Below are 18569 nucleotides of genomic sequence, written 5' to 3'. Positions count from 1 at the left end.
GACGCGGCGGGCAACAGCACTACCAAGTCCGACACCGAAAACTACATCGTAGACAACGTGGCCGCGCCGGCGCCGACCGTGACCATCATTGATGATGCCAACAACGATCAATTGCTGACCAAGACCGAGATAGGTAGCGATCAGATTCAGGTTCGAGCAGATGTCAATCACCAGGATCTGGCTGCGGGTGGCAAGGTGACCCTGACCATCACCAACGGTGGCAGCGAGCGTACCGTCGAATTGACCCTGAAGGCAGACGGCACTCTGCAACCCAGTGATGGCAATGCGTACAGCTACAACGTCGCCACTGGCGTTATCGGCTGGACCGAGACTACCCCGGCCAACGGCAAGTCGTTGACGGTGACGGCGACCCAAACAGACAAGGCGGGCAACGTATCCCTGCCGGGCAGTGATACGGCGACGGTGCTTAACGAAGCGCCCAATACGGCGGATAAACAGGCTACAGGCCAAGAGGATGCCGCAAGCATTGTTATTCCATCGCTCTCTGGCAGCGATATTGACGGCACTGTGGTGAGCTTTACCATCCAGAGTCTGCCGACCAACGGTACCCTGTTCTTGGGGAGTGTGGCCGTGGTGGCGAATCAGAGCATTACGTTGGCTGATGCGGGCAGCTTGACCTTCAAACCGGACCCCAACTGGAACGGTGACACTAGCTTCAAATATGTGGCTATGGACAATGACGGTCTCGCAGACCCGACCCCTGCTACTGTAGCAATCAAGGTTGAATCTGTTAATGATGCACCGACGCTGACTATCTCCAACGATGCTGTCGTTTCCGAAGAAGGTCTCCCCAGTGGGCTGAAAGATGAATTGGGTGAAGATGGCCAGAAAGATGCTACTGATGAGGTCGTTGCCAAGGGAGTGATTACCGTCGGTGATGTTGACAGCAGCAACTTGACCGTTTCACTGGGATGGCCAACCGGTGCTGATGTTAAATCAGTTTATTCTGATGGTGTTAAGGTCGAGTGGAGTTGGGATGTTGGCAGCAAAACGTTGATTGGTTATGCCGGTAGCAAGGACAACGTTGTTCTTGAGGTTAAGCTGACAGCGCCAGTTGGTAGTAGCAAAGGTGACTGGGGTTATGAAGTGACCCTGAAGCAGCCGTTGGATCACGCTGATACCACCCAGGAAGACACCATCGATCTCAAGATAAATGTGTCTGTTTCTGACGGGGCTCTGTCTGTGACTAAGCCTTTGACGATTACTGTCGAAGATGACGCCCCGCTCGCCGGGAATGCTGATGCGGTATCCGTTGCCAAAACAGACATTCCCAAGGTGTTAACTGGCCTGTTTGATCTGACCCAACACTCGGCAACGGCAAACCAGAGAGAGCTTGATCTGGACGGGTTTAAGATCACGGCCAAAGGGTTCAAGTCAGCAACTGATTCAGCTCTTATTGCTGCAGATGTTAATGCTTCAACGGCTGGGCTTGGTGTTGCCAGTGGCAATAGCCCTTATCACAACTTGGCCAATGAAGTTGATTTCCGCCTCTTTGACAATGGCAAGTCTGCATCCGAGGAGCTAATCGTCAAGCTCGATCCGGGGACTGTAGCCTATGGTGCCAACATCAAGTTCAGCCAGATGTTTGGTGGAGAGAAGGAGAGTGGTGTCGTGGAGTTTTACCGCGGAGGGGTGCTGATCTCTACACTTACATTTAGCTCGGATGCTGCAGGTGGAGAGTACAACCAGAACTTCCAGGTACAACAGGGTGGTTTTGACACCATGGTGATCAAGGCGACCAACAATGGCAACACCAATATCTCGGACAACAGCGACTTTACCGTCAAGTCAATTGAATTCCTCGGTACGACCACTCCACAGGCTATTGCCTATGGCTCGGGGACTGTTGCACCGCAATGGGGGGCTGATGGCAAGGGGCATATAGATCTTTTGGGTTCCAATGAAGTGGGATTGATGACAGCTACTGGTAAAGAGATCTCAATTTCCAGCAAAGCGGGTTTGCCCAATACCCTGTATGGGGAAGCCAGCGATGGTTCCCTGGTGTTCCGTCTGGAATTTACCCCGGCCACCGGCAAGTGGGAATTCTTCCAGTACCAGAACATGTCCAGACCGCTTGGCGACGGTGATATCGACTTCCAGATCAAGGTAGTGGATGCGGATGGTGATTCCAGCCTGGGATCTTTTGCAACCAAACCACTGGTGACGCCAGTCGTACAATCTGTCTCGAGCGGCAACGCGGAGGAAGGCGGCAATCTCTCTCATACGGTGACCCTGTCTGACCAGACCCATGAGGCGACCCAGTATGACTTCGCTATTCAGGGCAGCGGTGCCAATCCGGCATCCAGCTCTGATTGGGGAATTGCACAATTCAGCAATGGGGTGACCTACAACAGCGCCACAGGCAAGATCACTGTGCCGGCCGGGGTATCCGGTTTTACCGTGACGCTGCCGACCGTGAACGATCGACTGGTTGAAACTACCGAGACGCTGACGGTGACAGTGGGCGGTCAGAACGGCACGGGCACCATCCTTGACAACGATCGGGCGCCGACTGCTGCAGGGGGCCACAGTGCCGGGCAGGAAGACAAGCCCCAGGTGCTGACCTGGGCACAGTTTGGTGCCAGCGACGATCAGGCCGTGACCGATCTCGGGGTGAAGATCAACACCCTGCCGCTGAATGGCACTCTCGAATACCTCAATGCCGCGGGGCAATGGGTTGCCGTGTCGGCTGGCGCCCTCATCTCCTACGACGAGGTGAATGCGGGTCATCTGCGCTTCGTGCCTGGTCTGAACGAGTCGAGCTCCAATGTCAGCAACGGCGGCGGTGCCCTGATCGGCAACCTGAAGGGCGACTATGCCAGCATCGGCTATCAGATAAGCGACGGTGCCAACCTCAGCAACGGCAGCAAGCTGGTGATCGACGTGGCGGCGGTGGCCGACAAGCCCACGGTCAACGTCACCCTGACGGGGAATGGTATTCCGTCTTACAGCCCGAGTTTCCCGAGTGCGAGTATCACCACGGAGCTGTTCCAATCCGGTAACTTCAACAAGACGGCTTTTGGCATCACCAACTCGCTGGCGGACAGCAGCAGTGGCCAGGAGCAGGTGCTTGGTAACAGCGGCAATGACTATATCGTCAGTACCCACGGCGGTGGCGATCTGCTCTATGGGCAGGGGGGGAACGATGTCTTGGTCGGCGGCAATGCGACCCAGGGGGATTCCCTCTACGGCGGTGACGGCAACGATGTGCTGGTATCCGGTCTTGGCAGCGACGGCCTCTATGGCGGTGCCGGTACCGATATCGCTGTGCTGACCGGCAACCGCGCCGATTACACCATCAAGAAGGGCAGCGGATACTCAGTCAATGATCGCTGGTTCGACTTTTCCGTCACGGAAAAGGGCGCAGGCATCACTAAGGCGCTGCATGATGTGGAGTATGTCCAGTTCGCCGACGGTATCTATCAGCTCAACCAGAGCACAGGTGAGCTGACCCTGGTGCAGCCGACGGTGGTCGATTACCCGCTGGAGCTGAGCGCCTCCCTGAGCGATCGGGATGGCAGCGAAGTGCTCGACAGCCTGGTACTGAGCGGGATGCCGAAGGGGGCCGAGCTCTACAGCGGTAACCAGTTGCTGGGTACAGTCGGTGTTGATGGAAAGCTCACCCTCACCGCCGGCAGCGGCCTGTGGAGTGCGAGTGCGCTGGATGTGAAGCTGAGCGGGCTGACCCTGCGAGTCCCCGGCAGCAGTGCCGGCCAGGTCGATCTCAAGGTTGAGGCCATCGCCAAGGAGGTGGGGACCGATCAGACCAGCTCCGCCAGCGACGAAGACAGCATCCGTCTGAGCTACTTCAACGCCACCGAAGGGGAGCCGGGTAATCAGAACCGCACCTTTGGCAGTGAGCACAATATAGTCGTGGGGGATCTGGATGGCAGCGTGATATTGCCGGGTCAGAACTACAACATTGCCTTTATGGTCGACAGCTCCGGCAGTATCGGTAGTGACGCCATGAAGACCATCAAGAGCCAGCTGGCGCAGGTCTTTGCCAGCCTCAAGAGCAGCGCCGGGACGGACGGCGCAGGTAAGGTCAATATTTTCCTGGTGGATTTTGATTCTCAGGTCAACAAATCCATCAGTGTAGATCTTAAGGATCCTGATGCCTTGAACCAGTTGCAAAACATTATCAAAACCATGGATGGTAGTGAAAAAAATGGTGGCGCTACAAACTATGAGGATGTCTTTAAAACAACCGCTAACTGGTTCAAAAGTGATTTTGCCAAGTTAAACACCAATGCCAAGAATGTTGCCTACTTCATAACGGATGGCCAGCCGAATACGTTTAATTCCGAGTCTAATCCTTCCATTGGCTATCAGTGGGAGGGGGGCAAGTGGAGCGCTGTTTATTTGAGTCAGATCGTGACGGGCGAATACCAACCAGGTCAGGAATATTATCTTGATGGTCGTCTGGTGATTACAACGACTGGCCAAGTATATGGTGTTGATGGGCGTTGGAAAGGTGTTATGCGCCCTGATGGTAAAGGGGGCTATGAAGCGGTGACACTCTCTGGTGACCGAGATGGTAATAGCGATCAAAATGCGAGAGATGGGTACGCTCTGTTGATTGCGGCAGGCGTTACTGTAGACGCTATTGGTATTGGCGATCAGCTGAGTGTCGACGATCTGAAAGGGTTTGACAGTGACGGCAAAGTGTTGACAGGGATTAGTGCTGACGGCTTGGCCAATGCCATCCTAGGGACCCCGGTCAGCAACCTGCCCGGTACCGACCGGCTGGATGGCGGGGCGGGCGACGATATACTGTTTGGCGATGCGGTTCACTTCGCCGGTATCAACGGGGAAGGCTACGCGGCCGTCAAGCAGTATGTAGCCGGTAAGTTGAGTGCAGGTTCGGTGACGGATGCCCAGGTCCATGACTACATCAGCAGTCATGCCAGCGAGTTCGATCAATCCTCCGCCAACGACAAGGGCGATGTGCTGATCGGCGGGGAAGGCAACGACATACTGTTCGGTCAGGGGGGTGATGACTTCCTGTTCGGTGGTGCCGGCAACGACATCCTGTTCGGCGGGAGTGGCAACGATACTCTGTATGGCGAGAGCGGCAACGATACCCTGTACGGCGGTAGCGGCAACGACACCCTGTATGGCGGTGCTGGCAACGACACCCTGAGCGGCGGTCTGGGCAATGACATTCTGGTCGGTGGCCTGGGCAACGATATCCTCAAGGGGGATGCCGGGGCTGACACCTTTACCTGGCTGCAGGGCGATACCACTGGCGGCACCATTGCCAAGGACTATGTGGTCGACTTCTCCAGAGCTGAAGGTGACAAGCTGGATCTGAGCGACCTGCTGGATCACGATGGTTCTCACAACCAGAACGATCTGAAGGGCTTGCTCTCTGTGTTCCAGGACAGCGAAGGGGTTCACTTGCAGGTCAAGGAGAACAGTTCGGCGTCCGTGACTCAGGAGATAGTGCTGATGAACCACACGTTCGACAGTCTCACCGGCAGTGCGGCGTCCACCTCTTCCCAGGTGATCGACTACATGCTGAGCAACAACATGCTGGATATCGACAAGTAATCCGGTTTGAAGTTAGTCAAAAGCGGCAGAGCAATCTGCCGCTTTTTTTATGTCTGGCCAACGGAAAGTGTATCCACTGGCGGTGATGGCCGGGGATTCGGCTGCGCATCGTAAAAGTCTGGCCCACACCCGGGGCCGAAAGGGCTGCGGGTCAGCCATTTGGCTGCTGACAAGTGTGGGGAGAGACCGGCTTTGAGCCGATTCTCGATTTTTTTCATCAAGTTCCGTCATCATCTGGCCGACATAGGATAAGAATACGGGTCGTGTTGGGATTCTGACCCTTCTATACTATGGCGAGACTCGGGCAACGGACGTAAGGGCTTTATATGGCGAGCATATTGGATTCAGTGGATCAACGTACCCAGCTGGTAGGGGAGAACCGTCTGGAGTTGTTGATGTTCCGTTTGGGATCCCGACAACTGTTTGCTATCAACGTCTTCAAGGTGAGGGAAGTGGTCAAGCTGCCCCATCTCAACAAAATGCCGGGGGCGCACCACAACATCAGCGGGGTGGCCAACATCCGTGGCACTTCTATCCCCGTGATCAACCTGCGCAGCGCCATTGGCATGCGCGCCATGCCCATCGACAGCGAGTCCAACCTCATCATCACCGAATACAACCGCACCATTCAGGGCTTTCTGGTGGGGCAGGTAGCCCACATCGTCAACATGACCTGGAAGGATATTTTGCCCCCCCCGCGCTCCGCCGGGCGGGCGAACTATCTGACGGCCATTACCCGGGTACCCGAAGATGGCGTCGACCAGATTGTCGAGATCATCGACGTGGAGAAGGTGCTGGCCGAGATCATTACTTACGACATCCGCATCTCGGAAGAGGTGCTGGACCTGGCCATATTGCCGCAGATGAATGGTCGCAAGGTGCTCATCGTCGATGACTCCAGTACGGCCCGCAATCTGGTGCGAGAAACCCTTGCCCAGCTTGGCCTGGAGGTAATCGAATGCCAGGATGGCCTGGAGGCGCTCAATCTGCTCAAGGGCTGGTGCGATGCGGGCAAGAAGGTGACCGACGAAATCTTGCTGATGATCACGGATGCCGAGATGCCGGAGATGGATGGCTATCGCCTGACCCACGAGATCCGCAGCGATGCCCGCATGTCGGATCTCTTCATTACGCTCAATACCTCCCTGAGCGGCAACTTCAACGAGGCCATGGTCAAGAAGGTGGGGTGTGACCGCTTTATCTCCAAATTCCAGCCGGACCTGCTGGTCGGGGTGGGACAGGAGCGGCTGCGCCAGATACTGGAACGCTGATGGTCATGGAAACAAAGATCCCGCTTCGGCGGGATCTTTGTTTTGGGCCGACAGGGCCCGATAGTGCGTATAGGGGGATACTGGGGGCATTATTGGGTCAAGAGGGGCTCGATAAAGCTGGCCACACGGTCGCGGATCAGCGGCTGGGCCGCCGCCGTGGGGTGGATGCCATCGTTCATCATGAGTTCAGGGCGCAACGCAATATCATCCATGAAGAAGGGCATCAGTGGCAGCGCATTGGCGGCGGCCAGCTCCGGAAAGATCTGCTCGAACTGGCGCAGGTAGCGGGCCCCGTAATTGCGGGGCAGCTGGATTTGGGTCAGCACTGTCTTGACCTGCAGCTCCTTGGTCAACGCCACCATCCTGGCCAGATTGTCACGGGTGATGGCGGGGGCGAACCCTCGCAAACCGTCGTTGCCTCCCAGCTCAATCAGTACCCAGTCCGGTTGATGCTCCTTGAGCAGAGCGGGCAGGCGGGCCAGGGCCCCTTGCGTTGTTTCACCACTGATGCTGGCATTGATAAGCTGATGCTCGCCCCCTTGCTGCTGCCATTTCTGGTTGAGCAGGGCAGGCCAGCTCTGCTCCGCCGGCATCTGATAACCTGCACTCAGGCTGTCACCCAATACCATCAGGGTTTGTGCCTGTACCGATGAAACCAGGCAACATAAGGCGAACAGGAAACGCGTCATGAATTCAACTCCCATTATTGTCGTCAAGGGCCTGGGCAAAACCGTTAGCCTGGGCCAGGAAAGCCTCACCATCCTTGAAGGGATCGACCTGCAAGTCAATACCGGCGAGACACTGGCGCTGGTCGGCGCCTCAGGCTCGGGCAAGTCTACCCTGCTGGGGTTGCTGGCTGGCCTGGATCTGCCGAGCGAGGGGGATATCGAGATCCTCGGGCAGTCGCTGGTGCAGCTGGACGAGGAGGGCCGTGCCCGCCTGCGTGCCGAGCAGGTCGGCTTTATCTTCCAGTCCTTCCTGCTGTTGCCTACCCTGAGTGCGCTTGAGAATGTGATGTTGCCAGCCGAATTGCGTGGCGAGACCCGCTGCGAGCCCAGAGCCCGCGAGCTGTTGGCGGCGGTGGGGCTCAGCGAACGTCTCCACCATCTGCCACCGCGCCTCTCTGGCGGTGAGCAGCAGCGGGTTGCCATAGCGCGCGCCTTCATGACCCGTCCCAGCCTGCTGCTGGCTGATGAACCGACCGGCAATCTCGACAGCAAGACCGGCGAGACAGTGATCGAACTTTTGTTCCAGCTCAATCGTGAATATGGCACCACCCTCGTGGTGGTCACCCATGATCACGACTTGGCCCAGCGTTGCCAGCGGCAACTGGTGATGGCGGCAGGACGACTGGAGGTCGAACAACATGAGGTGCAGCGTGCATAAGAGAATGCCTGGATATGACTGCAAGGTTGGCCGATTGAACGGGAGTGGTGACGCATGATGCAGTGGCGATTGGGATTGCGCCTGTTGCGGCGAGAAGGCTTCAACGGCGAGTTGCGCTGGTTCGTGCTGGCACTGGCGCTGAGTGTGGCCTGCGTGCTGAGCGTGGCTCTGGTGGCGGACAGACTGGATGCCGGACTCAAGGCATCGGGGCGCGACTTTATCGGTGCCGACCAGGCGCTGCGCTCGGCCACACCTGCGCCAGCTGACTGGCTCAAGCAGGCAGAAAAAGCGGGCCTCTCCGTGCAGACGACGGTCAGCTTCAACAGCATGCTGTTTCATGGCGATGCGCTGCAGCTGGCCTCCATCCGCGCCGTGCCGAGCGAGTTTCCCTTCTATGGCAAGCTGGAGCTGACTCCCCAGCGTGCACCGGCCCCGGGCGAGATCTGGCTCTCGGCCCGTGTGATGCAATTGCTGGAGGCAAAAATTGGAGATGAGCTGGAGGTGGGCAATACCCTCCTCAAGGTGGCAGGAGTGCTGGGTCAGGAGCCGGATCAGGGCTTCAGCCCCTTCCTGCTGGCGCCAAGGGCGCTGATCCACAGTGATGATATCGAGGCGACCGGCGCCCTGCTGCCGGGCAGCCGCCAGCAGTGGCGTTACCTGTTCAAAGGAGCGCGCGAGGACGTAGCCAGCTATGAGCGCTGGCTCAAACCCAAACTAAAAGCGGGACAGAAACTGATCAAGCCGGACGATCAGGGTTCCCAGGTGGGTCGCTCGCTGGCCAATGCCGAGCGCTTTTTCCGGCTCGCCTCCCTGGCAGGGGTGCTGCTGGGGGCGCTGGCCATGGGCATAGCGGTGCGCCACTTCGCCGAGCGGCAGACCAATATGGTGGCACTGCTCAAGACGCTGGGGGCGTCCCGCCGTACGCTCTGGCAACTGATGGGCTCACTGCTGCTGTCACTGACCCTGGTCGGTGCCCTGCTCGGTCTGGTGGCGGGCAGTGCCATGCAGTGGCTGACCCTGCATCTGCTGGGCAATCTGCTGCCGGCCGATCTGCCACCGCCGTCCTGGCGACCCTTTGCCCTCGGTCTGGCGGTCGCCTTCTTCATCACACTGCTGCTGGCCTTCGTGCCCTTCCTGCGCCTGCTGAAGGTACCGCCACTGCGGGTGCTGCGTCGTGAGCTGGAGGCTGGGATCCCGCCTTGGCTGGCGTTGCCGGTCGGTTTGCTGGGGCTGTTTGGTCTGGTGTGGGGCTTTACCTCGGATGCGACCCTGGCGTTGGGACTGATCGGTGGCATGGGCTTGCTGATGGGGCTGCTGGCGCAGATCGCTTCCCTGCTGCTGCGGCTTGGTCGTCGGGTCAAGGGGCCCCATGCGCTGCGCCTTGCCATCAATCACCTCTCCCGCGAGCGTGGCAGCGGCCTGTTCCAGCTGGCTGGCTTTGCGCTGGCGCTCATGCTGTTTGGCCTGCTGTGGGCGGCACGGGTTGACCTGCTCGACGAGTTTTCCGCCCGCTTGCCGGTGGATGCGCCCAACCGCTTCCTGGTCAACGTGGCCGATCACGAGCGGGAAGGGATCCTCACCGAGTTGCGCCAGGCGGGTGCCCTGACCTCGGATTTCTATCCCATGGTTCGGGGCCGGCTGGTCAGCATCGCCAGCGAGGCGGTGCGAGACAACGACGAGGATGGGCGGGAAGGGGTGAACCGTGAACTCAACTTCACCACCACGGCCAGCCTGCCGCCAGACAATCGTCTGACCGATGGACGCTGGCTGGATGGGCCCGGCCAGGTGTCGGTGGACCAGGACCTGGCCAAGCGACTCGACATAGCGCTCGGCGATACTCTGGGCTTCACCATAGAGGGGCGCAGCTTCAAGGCGCAGGTCACCAGTTTGCGGGCCATCAAGTGGGACAACATGCGGCCCAATTTCTACATGATCTTCTCCCCTGACATGCTGGCCTCTTTCTCCCAGACCTGGCTTGGCAGCTATCGCCTGCCGGAGCAGGGCCGAGCGGCAGAGGTGGAGATCATCCGTCGTCATCCCACCGTGAGTCTCATCGATGTAGACGATCTGATAGTGCGGCTGACGGCTGTGTCTGATCAGGTGAGCCGGGCACTCGGTCTGATGCTGGGTCTGGTGACGGTGGCTGCCCTGCTGGTGTTGCTGACCCAGACCCAGGCCAGCATGGCCCACCGCCGTCGCGAGCTGTTGCTGATGCGCACCCTGGGGGCCAGCAGCGACCTGCTCAAGAAGATGCTGCGCTGGGAGCTTGTTGCCAGTGGCCTGCTGGCGGGGCTGTGCGCCGCCATGGTGGTCGAGCTATGTTCCTTCGGTCTGCAATGGTGGTGGTTTGAGGGGCAGTGGCAGTTCCACTGGGCCATCTGGGGCGGCTTGCCCTTGCTGGGCGCCCTGCTGGTGACGCTGGCGGGGCAGGGAATGCAGCGTCAATTGCTGGCGGGCACCCTGAGCGATCGTCTGCGTGGGCTCGGTCAGGGGCTGCTCTAGTCTCTTGCTCTTTGCGCAAATGCAACAAGCCCGGCCACATGGCCGGGCTTGTTATTTTCGGCAATCATCTTGCCGGAACAGGTTCAGCGTGGCCGGTGCAGCAGGTTGGTGAGGGCCTGGGGCAGTTCGGGAAAGGTGAAGTGAAAACCGGCTTCTAGCAGGCGGGCCGGCAGCACTTTCTGGCCGGTGAGCAGCAGGTCGGCCGCCTCTCCCATCAGCAGTCGCAACGCCAGTGCGGGGACGAAGAAAAGATGCGGTCGGTGCAGAGTAGTTGCAAGGGTTTGGCTGAACTCGCGATTGCTGACGGGGTGGGGGGCCGTACCGTTGAAGATGCCGTCATACTCGTCGTGCTCCAGCAGGAACAGCATGGCGCGCACCAGATCCTGAATGTGGATCCAGCTCATGATCTGCTGGCCTGATCCCATGGGGCCGCCGAGGCCGAGCTGATAGGGGGGCAGCATCTTGGGCAGGGCGCCACCATCTGCGCCGAGCACCAGGCCGATACGCACTATGCAGACCCGGGTGTGGGCGCTGCGAGCCTCTTGCGCCAGGGTTTCCCATTGCTGACAGAGTTGATGGGTAAATTCGTCGTGGGGAGTCTTGCACTCTTCATCCAGCGGCGTCTCCCCCTGCCGCCCATACCAGCCGATGGCGGAGGCATTGATCAACACCTTGGGCGGCGTGCTGGAGAGCTTGATGAGGTCGACCAGCTGTTCGGTCAGCAGCCAGCGGCTGTCACACAGCAGCTGTTTGCGTTGCTCGCTCCAGCGCCCGGCGGCGATGGGCTCCCCCGCCAGATTGATAACAGCATCCACGTCGTTGAGGTCGTCGAGCCGATCCAGATTGTCGAGCAGCTTGATGTCATGGCCGAGCAGGTCGTAGGCGCGGCTCCCCTGACGGGTCAACACCACTACCTCGTGCTGTACCTTGAGATGTGCCACCAGGCGGCGGCCGATAAAGCCGGTTCCTCCCGTGATCAATATTTTCATATCCATACTCCCTGACTCTGTTGGCTCTACTCTAGTGGGCCAGCACAACATGAACAAGCAACTGTTTTTGCAAAGATTATAATCGTCACACCCGCTCTGGTTGCCGAGGCATCAGCTGGCTCGATATGAGCCAGGGCCAGATTGGGGGGATTGGGTATGCTCCGGCCCGGATGCCTTGCTCTATGTGGCTGCGAGCCCTGTTTTGATGGCGTATGGTGTCAATCAGGCCAAACCTGATTGCAGCCAATCGTATCAGAAGGACTTGCTAGGTGAGCGGAGACCAGTAGACTTGCCCGCTTTTTTGTCGTTGCCGTGAGGATGATTATGCCTTTTCGTCGTTTGAGGTTGCGCCAGTTCTATACGAGGCTGGGAGTGTCCCTGCTGGCAGGCTTGCTGTCTGTGTTGCTGGGGGGGTTGATCATCTCATGGCAGACGTTTTCGGGGGTGAAGCAGGATGCCGAGGAGCGTCTCTTGCATGCACGACACATGTTTGACCGTACCCTGGACAATGCCCAGCAGGCGGCGTCCATGGTGCGAAGCAGCATGGATCGGCCTTGCGACGAAGTGGTACAGGGGCTGCGGGATCAGGTGGCGACCGTGCCGGACATACGTACCGTCAACCTGGCCAGGGGGGAGCATATTTACTGCACCTCCCTCTACGGTTCCTACAGCGGTCTCTTCTCCCTGGCCGATTACGCAGAGGGTCAGCTCGACTTGCTGAGAGGCAACCCTGTGACGCCGGATCGCCCCCTTGTCGTCTATCGGCAGGCAGTGGGGGATAACAGCGTGCTGGTCGGGGTAGACGGCTACTATCTGCACAACATTCTCGACATGCTGAGCCGCAACTCGCCGCTGGCGCTGGTCATCGGCAGCCGGACTATGCAGGCCAACGGCCAGGTCAGCGAGGAGGTACCATCCCGTACGGGCGGCTATCTGGAACAGGTGTCCTCGAAGTATCCATTCAGGGTGGTCACCGATCTGTCCCACAATGAGTACGGCAGCCATGTCTGGAGTTACTCCAGGGCCAGCCTCATCATCTATCCCTTGCTGGGCATACTGGTGGGGGTTTGCGTGTTCTGGCTGACCGGCCGCTCTACTTCTCCTTCACAAGAATTGCGGCGGGCGCTGGCCCAGCGGGAATTCATACCCTATCTGCAACCCGTGGTGACGGGGGACGATGGACACTGGTGTGGCTGCGAGGTGCTGATGCGCTGGCAGCATCCCCGTCAGGGCATGATATCGCCGGATCGCTTCATTCCGCTGGCGGAAGACAGCGGCCTCATAGTCCCCATGACCCGTCTGCTGATGGCACAGGTGCGGGATCAGTTTGCCGGCAAGGCCCATACCCTGCCGAGGGGATTTCACTTTGGCTTCAACATCTGTGCCAGCCACTGCAAGGATCTGAGCCTGGTGGAGGATTGTCGCGACTTCATCGATGGGTTCAAGGCCAACCCCATCAAGCTGGTGCTGGAGCTGACCGAGCGGGAGCTGATAGTGGCGGATGAGGTGACCGACCGCTTGTTCGCCGAGTTGCACCAGCTCGGGGTCTTCATCGCCATCGACGATTTTGGTACCGGCCACTCCAGCCTGACCTACTTGCAGCAGTTCCAGGTGGATTTTCTCAAGATTGACCAGAGCTTCGTCGGCATGATCGGCTCGGATGCGCTCTCCAGTCATATCGTCGAGAACGTCATCGATCTGGCGACCCGGCTCGGCCTGATGCTGGTTGCCGAAGGGGTGGAAAACGAGGTTCAGGCCGCCTATCTGAGGGCGCGTCAGGTGACCTTCCTGCAGGGCTATTTCTATGGCAGGCCCATGCCGATGAAGGAGTTCGCCAAGCAGCTGGCAGCCTGACAGGCCCGGTTTCTCCTGCGTGAGAAATAAAAAAACCAGCGATCTGGACAGATCGCTGGTTTTTCTTTATTCAGGCGGCAGCGCTGTCAGAGCATGCGGGCCAGGGCACGGGTCAAGCGTTTGACCCCTTCCTCTATGGTGGCTTCATCCACGCAGGAGAAGCTCAGCCGCAAGGTGTTCTTGATCTCGGGGCGCACATAGAAGGGGGCACCGGGTACGAAGGCGACCTTCTCCTTGATGGCTTCCTCGAACAGTGCCATGGCACTGACACTGGCAGGCAGGGTCAGCCAGAGGAACATACCCCCTTCCGGTCTGGTGTAGCTCACGCCGGGCGGGCAGTGACGAGCCAGTGCGGCCTCCATGGCGGCGCGCTGGCGGCCATAGACCTCCTTGATCTTCTCCAGATGGGCATCCAGCGAGTTGTCGATCAGGAAGCGGTGCAGCACCTGCTGGCTGAAGGCGTTGCTGTGCAGGTCGGTGGCCTGCTTGGCGATGGTGACCTTCTGGCGCAGCCAGTCCGGCACCAGCATCCAGCCCAGACGGAAGGCGGGCACCACAGTCTTGGAGAAGGAGCCGAGCAGCACAGTATTGTTCGGAGCCAGCTTGGCGATGGGGGGCAGGTGCTCCCCTTCGAAGCGCAGCTCGCCATAGGGGTCGTCTTCCACCATCAGCAGCTCGTGGCTAACCAGTCGCTCGGCCAGTGCTTCACGGTTGGCGCGGCTGTAGGAGACACCGCTCGGGTTCTGGAAGTTAGGCACGCCGTAGAGCAGTTTTGCGTTGGAGCCGCTGGCCAGCAGCGCATCCAGCGCCACCAGATCCAGACCCTCTTCCCCCAGCGTAATGGGCTGGAATGCCGGTTGATAGACGGAGAACGCCTGAATGGCGCCAAGGTAGCCCGGCTCTTCAATGATGAGATCCTGCCCCTCGTCGATCAGCACCTTGCCCAGCAGATCCAGCGCCTGCTGGGAGCCGCTGGTGATAAGGATATTGTCCGGGTTGACGCTCATGCCATGGCGCGCCAGATAGCGGTCTGCAATGTACTGGCGAAGCCCTCGGTGGCGGCATATTGCAGGGCGGCGGCGCCTTGCTCGCGCAGCACGTCCTGACAGGCCTGATCGATGGCCTTGACCGGAAACAGGTGCGGATTGGGCAGGCCACCGGCAAAGGAGATGATCTCGGGATTGGCCGCGACCTTGAGGATCTCGCGGATAAATGAAGGCTCTACCTTCTCGAAGCGCTGGGCAAAAAACGGTTGCATAGGGTTCTCTCTGGCATGGTAAGCGGTCGCTCCATTCGACCGCCAAGTTATCCGTTTGTATCAGATTTAAAAAATGAGGCAATGGCTGCAACAAAAATCGATAAAAAAGGGCAGGTTTGGCACCTGCCCGAATATTATCGGCCGGGGGCAGCCGTTGAGCGCAAAAAGCCCTGAATTGGTCCCTGGCCAGCGCGCGTCATTAACGGCTTGTCGGTGTTACAGACCAGGTTCCTTGAGGAAGCGGATCATCAGATCCGTGTTGGCGCTGAGCTGCTGCTCCACCCGGCCCGGGAACAGCTCGGCCATCTTGTCGAGACGGTCGTACTGGGTATGCCAGATCTTGCCCCACTGGGTCTCGCTGTCCCGGTCGCAGGCGCTCTTGGTGGCATCGTCGTAGCAGTCCCACAGCGCCGGATTGGTGGTCTGGGAGTAGCCGTCATAGCCATCTGCCCCGTTGATGGTGAAGTTGGTGGCCTCCACGTAGGCGATGGGCACCCCCAGACAGGCGAAGGGGGCATGATCCGACCAGCTGCCGGTCTCCCCTTCCGGATAGCCGGCGTAGCTGGGGTGGATGGCGAACGGGGTATCAGTCTGTTTGGAGATGGCCAGCAGACGGTCACGGACCTTGGGATCGAAGCTGTAGCGGCTTGGCTCGGCACAGTTGTATTCGGCCACATCCGAGTGAGCAGAGTGAACATAGACGATGTCGCCGCCGGCTATGGTGTCGTAGTTCACCATGGCCACCAATTGGGCGATGGCGGCGCTGTCGAGGCTGGCGACATAGGCTTTGGAGCCGTTGAGGCCGTTCTCTTCCGCGCCGAAGAAGGCTAAGCGTACCGTGTAGGGCAGGGTCTGCCCCTTGAGCGCCTCGGCGACCGCCAGCAGCGCCGCAACACCGGCGCCGTTGTCGGTGGCGCCTTCAGAGCCATGCTTGTCACCCGTGCTGTCGTAGTGGGCGCCGATCAGGATCACCTTGTCGCTCTGGCCCTTCAGCTCGGCGACAAGATTCTGGGAGGCCTTGTCGGCCCCACTCTTGGTGTAGGTGAACGGCTGCTTCTGCACATCGTAACCCCAGCCTGTCAGATGATCCTGGATCCAGGCTGCGGCGCGGGTCTCGGCCTCAGTGCCCGTGGGTCTGGCCCCTATTCCCTCGGCGCTCGAGCTCAGTTGCACCAGATACTCATAGGCTTGCTCGGCGGCGCTGGGCGCCTGTGAATCATTGCTGGAGGTGTTGCACCCGGCCAGCAGGGCTGCGATGGCAAACGCCAATGCTGTGTGTTTCATACTGCAATCCTTTGTTGTGTATGGTTTTATTTTCGCAGGCAAGCATGCGCCCGACCCCACGCAGATTCTGTGAAGGGGGTGGCATTTGTCAATCGTGGTGGCGGAATTGGTCAGCGATGGGGGATTTGTTTCGCGAAACACTTGCGCCTTGGGCCTATCTTGGGATAATTCGCTACCCTGTTTCGCGGATTGATGAAATAACGCGCCATTCATCCATGTGATCCGTGACCCTGGGCAATGAAATAACGAGTAATCCATTCATGTCGTCTGTGACCCAGACCGATGCAATAACGAGCAATTTGATTATGTCTGTGACCCAAGATGTATTTAACGAAGACGGCAAGTTCATGCGCAAGATCCGCAGCTTTGTCCGTCGCGAAGGCCGCTTGACCAAAGGGCAGGAGAAGGTCCTGGAAGAACTCTGGCCGGTCATGGGTATCGATTTCGCGCCAGCACCGCTCGATCTGGTCGCCCTGTTTGGCCGCGAGGCTCCTGTGGTGCTGGAAATCGGCTTTGGCATGGGCGCCTCCCTGGTGGAGATGGCCAAGAATGCCCCCGAGAAAAACTTCATCGGCATAGAGGTACACTCACCGGGTGTGGGAGCCTGCCTCGGCACCGCCCAGGAAGCGGGCGTCACCAACCTCAAGGTTATCTGCCACGATGCAGTAGAAGTGCTGGAGCACATGATCCCGAATGGTTCGCTGGCCTGCCTGCAACTCTTCTTCCCGGACCCCTGGCACAAGAGCCGTCACCACAAGCGCCGCATCGTGCAGAGCGCGTTTGCCCAGGATATCCGCCAGAAGCTGGCCATAGGTGGCGTGTTCCACATGGCCACCGACTGGGAAAACTATGCCGAACACATGCTGGAAGTGATGAGCGTCGCCGAGGGTTACGAGAATACCTCCACCACCGGCAATTGGGTGCCTCGTCCCGACTGGCGTCCGCTGACCAAATTCGAACAACGGGGCCATCGTCTGGGCCACGGGGTTTGGGATCTGATTTTCAAACGCGTTAACTAATTTAACGAGTCAACTAACCTAAGGAGCTATCATGGCCAATCGTAGCCGCCGTCTGCGTAAGAAACTGCGAGTCGACGAATTCCAGGAAATGGGATTCGACATCAGTTTCAATTTCCCGGTCGGCACTGCCGAAGAGACCATCGATGCGGTAGTCGATGCGATGATCGATGAGGTTGTTGAACCCCGTAGGCTGGCGTTCGCCGGTTCAGGCCACCTGGCCTGGGAAGGGATGATCTGCACTCAGCAACTGGGCAAATGTACCGAAGAAGACCGCGCCGTTCTCAAATCCTGGCTGGAAGGCAAGGGGATGGAAGCCGTGGTGGTCACCGAACTGTTTGACCTCTGGTACGGTGAACCGGCCTGATAACCGCTTGCCTGTTGTGGGCGACCTGTTACGGGTACCCTGTGTCGGGTACATAGACAAATCCCGCCATTGGCGGGATTTTTGTCAGTGGGGATGGGATCTCCACAGCCCCTAGTTATGGAATCGCTTATGGTGTTGTCATCCGAATTACTGGCCAGCATTCTGGCCGAGGTGCGCCCGCTGCTCGGGCAAGGCAAGGTGGCCGACTATATTCCGGCCCTGGCCCAGGTGCCGGCCGATCGGCTCGGCATGGCGGTCTGTACCGTGGAGGGAGAGCTGTTCACCGCCGGTGACGCCTTCGAGCCCTTCTCCATCCAGAGTATCTCCAAGGCCCTGAGCCTGACGCTGGCGCTCACCCTCTATCAGGAGGAGGAGATTTGGGCCCGGGTGGGCAAGGAGCCCTCCGGCCAGCCGTTCAACTCGCTGGTGCAGCTGGAGTTCGAGCAGGGCATACCACGCAACCCCTTTATCAACGCCGGTGCCCTGGTGGTGAGCGATCTGCTTGAGACCCGGCTCACGGCCCCGCGCCAACGTACTCTGGAGCTGGTGCGGCGCCTCAGTGGCAACCCGGCCATCATGGCGGATCAGGTAGTGGCCCGCTCCGAATATCAGCACTCCGCCCGCAACGCCGCCATCGCCTATCTGATGAAGGCTTATGGCAACTTCGAAAACGAAGTGGACAAGGTGCTGCAAAGCTACTTCAATGCCTGCGCCATCCGCATGAGCTGTGTCGATCTGGCGCGGGCATTCATCTATCTGGCCAACCGCGGCGTGCCGCTGGGGGCCGGTGAGCCGCTGCTGCCGGCCCGCACCACCAAGCAGGTCAATGCCCTGCTCGCCACCTGTGGTCTCTACGACGAGGCCGGTGATTTTGCCTATCGGGTCGGTATGCCGGGCAAATCCGGTGTCGGAGGGGGTATCATGGCGCTGATCCCAGGTGAGCTCTGTGTGTGTGTCTGGTCGCCCGAGCTCAACAAGGCTGGCAACTCGCTGGCGGGCACGGCGGCACTGGAGCTGCTGGCCGAGCGTCTGGGCCGTTCCATTTTTTAACCTTGTTTACCATGAATC

11 protein-coding genes and 1 pseudogene are annotated in these 18569 nt (G+C 59.1%); 8 read left to right on the top strand and 4 right to left on the bottom strand.

Annotation, left to right across the window (positions count from 1 at the left end; all coding sequences use genetic code 11):
* Window positions 1-78: 78 nt before the first annotated feature.
* Window positions 79-5574 carry a type I secretion C-terminal target domain-containing protein gene (locus AXW79_RS06775; RefSeq protein ID WP_276524511.1) on the top strand — a complete coding sequence of 1832 codons (5496 nt, stop codon included), beginning with the start codon at window positions 79-81 and terminating at the stop codon, window positions 5572-5574.
* 326 nt (window positions 5575-5900) lie between these two features.
* Complete coding sequence (locus AXW79_RS06770; RefSeq protein WP_011898387.1) at window positions 5901-6845, top strand: chemotaxis protein CheV; 945 nt, start codon at window positions 5901-5903, stop codon at window positions 6843-6845.
* 89 nt (window positions 6846-6934) lie between these two features.
* On the opposite strand, the gene AXW79_RS06765 is transcribed toward AXW79_RS06770, so the two are convergent.
* Complete coding sequence (locus AXW79_RS06765) at window positions 6935-7534, bottom strand: arylesterase (protein WP_005318006.1); 600 nt, start codon at window positions 7532-7534, stop codon at window positions 6935-6937.
* On the opposite strand from AXW79_RS06765, the gene AXW79_RS06760 reads away from it, so the two are divergent.
* The gene (locus tag AXW79_RS06760) at window positions 7533-8231 is read left to right on the top strand and encodes an ABC transporter ATP-binding protein (protein WP_005318003.1); all 699 of its coding nucleotides are present in this window, start codon (window positions 7533-7535) and stop codon (window positions 8229-8231) included. The two genes, AXW79_RS06765 and AXW79_RS06760, sit on opposite strands and share 2 nt — an antisense overlap.
* A 54-nt stretch (window positions 8232-8285) precedes the next feature.
* Complete coding sequence (locus AXW79_RS06755) at window positions 8286-10733, top strand: ABC transporter permease (RefSeq protein ID WP_005318001.1); 2448 nt, start codon at window positions 8286-8288, stop codon at window positions 10731-10733.
* An 83-nt stretch (window positions 10734-10816) separates the two neighbouring features.
* Here the strand turns inward: AXW79_RS06755 and AXW79_RS06750 are convergent, their stop codons facing one another.
* Window positions 10817-11722 (bottom strand): TIGR01777 family oxidoreductase, encoded by a 906-nt coding sequence (locus AXW79_RS06750; RefSeq protein WP_005317998.1) that lies wholly within the window; start codon window positions 11720-11722, stop codon window positions 10817-10819.
* 324 nt (window positions 11723-12046) lie between these two features.
* On the opposite strand from AXW79_RS06750, the gene AXW79_RS06745 reads away from it, so the two are divergent.
* Window positions 12047-13576 carry an EAL domain-containing protein gene (locus AXW79_RS06745; protein WP_005317996.1) on the top strand — a complete coding sequence of 510 codons (1530 nt, stop codon included), beginning with the start codon at window positions 12047-12049 and terminating at the stop codon, window positions 13574-13576.
* Between the two features lie 86 nt (window positions 13577-13662).
* Here AXW79_RS06745 and AXW79_RS06740 read toward each other — a convergent pair.
* Both AXW79_RS06740 and AXW79_RS06735 read right to left on the bottom strand, forming a co-directional pair.
* A pseudogene (locus AXW79_RS06740) lies at window positions 13663-14834 on the bottom strand (aminotransferase-like domain-containing protein).
* Window positions 14835-15050: 216 nt separating this feature from the next.
* Entirely contained in the window at window positions 15051-16118 is a 1068-nt protein-coding gene (locus AXW79_RS06735; protein ID WP_005317992.1) for a M28 family metallopeptidase, read from the bottom strand.
* A 305-nt stretch (window positions 16119-16423) separates the two neighbouring features.
* Between AXW79_RS06735 and trmB the strand changes: the two genes are divergently transcribed.
* The 3 genes from trmB (at window position 16424) to glsB (ending at window position 18551) form a co-directional block, all read left to right on the top strand.
* Window positions 16424-17137, top strand: a complete 714-nt coding sequence (gene trmB / locus AXW79_RS06730; RefSeq protein WP_005317989.1) for a tRNA (guanosine(46)-N7)-methyltransferase TrmB — start codon at window positions 16424-16426, stop codon at window positions 17135-17137.
* Between the two features lie 31 nt (window positions 17138-17168).
* Complete coding sequence (locus AXW79_RS06725; RefSeq protein WP_005317987.1) at window positions 17169-17501, top strand: YggL family protein; 333 nt, start codon at window positions 17169-17171, stop codon at window positions 17499-17501.
* Between the two features lie 129 nt (window positions 17502-17630).
* The gene (glsB, locus tag AXW79_RS06720) at window positions 17631-18551 is read left to right on the top strand and encodes a glutaminase B (protein ID WP_005317985.1); all 921 of its coding nucleotides are present in this window, start codon (window positions 17631-17633) and stop codon (window positions 18549-18551) included.
* Window positions 18552-18569: the final 18 nt, after the last annotated feature.

This window comes from Aeromonas salmonicida subsp. salmonicida (genome assembly GCF_001643305.1).
Taxonomy (GTDB): Bacteria; Pseudomonadota; Gammaproteobacteria; order Enterobacterales; family Aeromonadaceae; genus Aeromonas; species Aeromonas salmonicida.
This window is presented reverse-complemented; position numbering and strand designations above follow the sequence as displayed.

Coding starts and splice junctions, on each gene's coding strand:
- AXW79_RS06755 (WP_005318001.1), top strand. CDS start 8,286: ATGATGCAGTGGCGATTGGGATTGCGCCTGTTGCGGCGAGAAGGCTTC.
- AXW79_RS06760 (WP_005318003.1), top strand. CDS start 7,533: ATGAATTCAACTCCCATTATTGTCGTCAAGGGCCTGGGCAAAACCGTT.
- AXW79_RS06735 (WP_005317992.1), bottom strand. CDS start 16,118: ATGAAACACACAGCATTGGCGTTTGCCATCGCAGCCCTGCTGGCCGGG.
- AXW79_RS06750 (WP_005317998.1), bottom strand. CDS start 11,722: ATGAAAATATTGATCACGGGAGGAACCGGCTTTATCGGCCGCCGCCTG.
- AXW79_RS06745 (WP_005317996.1), top strand. CDS start 12,047: ATGCCTTTTCGTCGTTTGAGGTTGCGCCAGTTCTATACGAGGCTGGGA.
- AXW79_RS06765 (WP_005318006.1), bottom strand. CDS start 7,534: ATGACGCGTTTCCTGTTCGCCTTATGTTGCCTGGTTTCATCGGTACAG.
- AXW79_RS06770 (WP_011898387.1), top strand. CDS start 5,901: ATGGCGAGCATATTGGATTCAGTGGATCAACGTACCCAGCTGGTAGGG.
- trmB (WP_005317989.1), top strand. CDS start 16,424: ATGTCTGTGACCCAAGATGTATTTAACGAAGACGGCAAGTTCATGCGC.
- glsB (WP_005317985.1), top strand. CDS start 17,631: ATGGTGTTGTCATCCGAATTACTGGCCAGCATTCTGGCCGAGGTGCGC.
- AXW79_RS06725 (WP_005317987.1), top strand. CDS start 17,169: ATGGCCAATCGTAGCCGCCGTCTGCGTAAGAAACTGCGAGTCGACGAA.